Raw genomic sequence first — 2,940 nt, 5'->3', positions numbered from 1 at the left:
TAAATAGAGGACAAGAAAGCAGGGAAAGATTGGGCATTTTTAGTGTGACTACAAACGTTCGTAGTGACTCCTTCAGGAGTCATCTTCCGGACACCCCTTTAGGGGTACTTACAAACCCTACCCTTGTAAGCTTTAGGGGTAGCCCTGTCAAGGTGTATTTGTAGGGGCCTGCGCATTGCGCCCCTACGTGAAATAACGATTTTTTGTCATTAAATTTACCACAAATTCAGGGCAACCCCTGAAGGGATTACTACGAACGTTTGTAGTGACTCCTTTAGGAGTCATTTTCATCCAACCCTCTTGACAGGGCTAGAATTTTATCGGTTATGTTTCCTCCTGCTTTCGGTAGGGTTGAGGAAGCCGATCGCTGTCATCATCTGGCGGTTGTTCGGTAAAAATTAAGCCAATGGTGGGTTCTACATTCCGCAGAGAATTCAGACAAGTAAAGTCTTGCCAACGGGCATTTCCCGAATGTTTTAACAATTGGATAGTAGTACCTTCTCGCTTTTTAATTTGATATTTCAAAGTCCCGCCTCCTGGAGAAGGTTTTGCCTGGGATAACCAGTGGTCTAATTTGGCGGCTAATTCTTGGCGGACTGCTTGTCCTTGGGGCACTCCACCGATCGCCTCCGCCCGTTGGACAATAGTAGCGATCGCCCCTTGGACTGAAGGACTATCCCGTTGGATATCTCCCGCTGCATCATTGGCATTTAATCCCTCATCTCCTAAGCGAATTAAAGACACTAACAACGCCGTTAATCCCCTGTCTAAGGCCCCGGATGCAAAGGGCGTGACTGATAACGCCTCTACATTTTGGTAGAAAGTGGCGTGATAGTGGGCAAAGCGTTCATAATGAGATAAATCTCTAGGACGCGCCCAATTATAGATAGTAATCACTAATCCCGGAGAACTCCGACCGACCCGGGATGTCGCTTGGATATATTCAGCCGTATTCTTCGGTTGTCCACAAACCACCATCACCCCTAATCGCTTGACATCCACCCCAACCGAAATCATATTAGTGGCAAGAATTACATCTAAAGGTTCGGGGTTTTTGACCTTTTCTCCTGCCTTACGCCGCTTTTTATTATCCGCTGCTTGGTCTGGGTCAAAGGGAACTTCTAACTTGTCTAAAATCTGGGGAATTTCTGTCGAATCTTTGCGGGAAGTTAACTCATCTAAGTGGGGTAAAAACCGTTTGGCTAATCCCCGTTGTTCCATTTTGGTGAGGCGGGTCCGGATGTCATCTTCCACCAAGCGGCGAGTTCCCCCTAATTCTCTTAATGAGTTAAAATAGCCGACTAAAGTCATCCAAGGATCGACTTCTTTGCCATATTTTTCATACAAAGTTTGGGCCGATGCCAGAGTGGCGACATAGACGCGAATCATGGTGGCTTTTAAGCGTTTACCCGGGGCGCAAATTCCTAAATATCGCCGTCCTGGGTATTCTTCACTTGGGTCTCGTTGCCGGGAAAAGAAGTTGTCTTCGATGTCTAATCCTTGGGGGGGAAAGACTTGCAAACTTCGTAAAAATAGGTTATTGACTTGGGTTTGAGCTTGGCGGATAGTGGCGGTGGAGGCGACAACTTTGGGGCGGACTTTTTGACCGTTGACTTGCCAAGAGGCGAGTTCATCCACGGCGGTTTCATAGAGTCCGACGAGGGTTCCTAATGGACCACTAATCAGGTGCAATTCATCTTGAATAATTAAATCCGGTGGACGTAAATTGCGATGAGGAACGGTTTTGGCAGCAGGGAGTTTGGCGGTTTTTTTATGGCTATTTTCATCTTGGAGGTCCGGGGACCGAAATCCGTGCCGATCGCAATATCCACTGACTCGACCAAACAGCATTTGCACTTCCCCTTTCCAAGGCATTTGGGCAAATTTATCCACTGTGGCAATTAATAACGAAGGCAGGCGGCGATAAATCTCTTCATCCACTACCACCACCGGCAATCCTTCCCCCTTGGAAAACAGGCAACTCCCGATCGCATCTCCACATTTAATCACAGTCCGGCCTCGGCCTTTATCCACCGGGTCAACGTGAATATGTTTCCCCGGGTCGATCGCACTCCCACACCAGGGACAGTTTGTGAGTTGGTGAGGGGAACCGGTTCCTCCCGTATAAGATTGGCCGCGTTTTTGCTTGACAAATTCTTCACTTTGTGATGTATAATTTGGAGTGCTACTTTGACCCACCCAAAGGCCGATTCTAAACGGGACTTTCCCCCAGGTTGTCTCATCTTCACGGCGAATTGACTCACAGGCACAAATCAGAGTCGTGGCCCGTTGGAATTGTTGCAGAGTCAGCAGGCGGAGGGTATAGCGCATCAAAACCGCCACCCCATTTTCCCCATCGCGATCGCCCACGATGCCTTGCAGACGCCGGATAGCTAAAGTATAAGCAGTTAACCCCAGATACGCCTCAGTTTTACCGCCTCCGGTGGGAAACCAGAGTAAATCCGCGATCGCTTCCGTGGGATGAGTGCGATCGCGGTGATGCAAATCCGTCAAACTGGGTAGATTCACCAGGACAAAAGCTAACTGAAACGGATACCAACTGCGATTTTTAGGAATATCCAACTCCTCCAAAGTAACAGATTCCCCCCGACGGATTTTTTCCGCATAGAGACTATGGAGACGTTGCTGCCACATCGCAGCATTGGCAAATTGAAACCCCTGAACTGCTTGGGGGTTGGTTTGCAACAGATGAATCCCTTCCTGAATCCGTCTTAAAGTTTCTTTCCCGTTGGCGATCGCCCGGTTTGCCGCTACTTCCCAGGCATCAAGTCCGTCGGTTTGTTGTTGCAAACGGTCCTGTTGCTGTTCTATCCAACAGGCGTAAGCGTGAGGTAACGGAGTTAATAACCTGGGCAAATCTTCCGGTTTGACTTGGGCAAGTTCCTTCATATCTAAACTCAACCCCGCCAATTCCGGAAT

Annotated in this window: 1 protein-coding gene; it reads right to left on the bottom strand. The window is 48.5% G+C overall.

What is annotated here, in order from left to right:
• Nucleotides 1-324 precede the first annotated feature (324 nt).
• Nucleotides 325-2,940: DISARM system helicase DrmA (gene drmA, locus J0895_RS19100; RefSeq protein ID WP_207089594.1), on the bottom strand; the 2,616-nt coding region annotated here is incomplete at its 5' end.

It is taken from the genome of Phormidium pseudopriestleyi FRX01, from assembly GCF_017313335.1.
GTDB classification, from domain to species: domain Bacteria; phylum Cyanobacteriota; class Cyanobacteriia; order Cyanobacteriales; family Laspinemataceae; genus Laspinema; species Laspinema pseudopriestleyi.
This window is presented reverse-complemented; position numbering and strand designations above follow the sequence as displayed.